Here is a 287-nt window from a genome sequence, read left to right as displayed (position 1 = left end):
AGAAGATAGATACCTCGTTATTGGACGCTTACCCAATAGTAAGTGTTCAATAATGAGGTATCTATCCTCCAAGGGTAAAATCGTTTATAATACAAACATAAAGAAGAAAGGTTGTATAATAATTTTTGGGAATAGAAAAAATCCATGTAAATGTTAGAATAAAAGTGTAAATAAATTTCAAGATAAAAATGTACAAAAAATATATAATATAGATATCTTAAAAAAAGGAGATATCTATTATATTAGAAATAAAAACACCAACTGAAATTAAGTTGGATTCATTAGAA

The organism is Gemella haemolysans (genome assembly GCF_001553035.1).
Taxonomy (GTDB): Bacteria; Bacillota; Bacilli; order Staphylococcales; family Gemellaceae; genus Gemella; species Gemella haemolysans_B.
Note: the sequence above shows the minus strand (reverse complement) of the source record.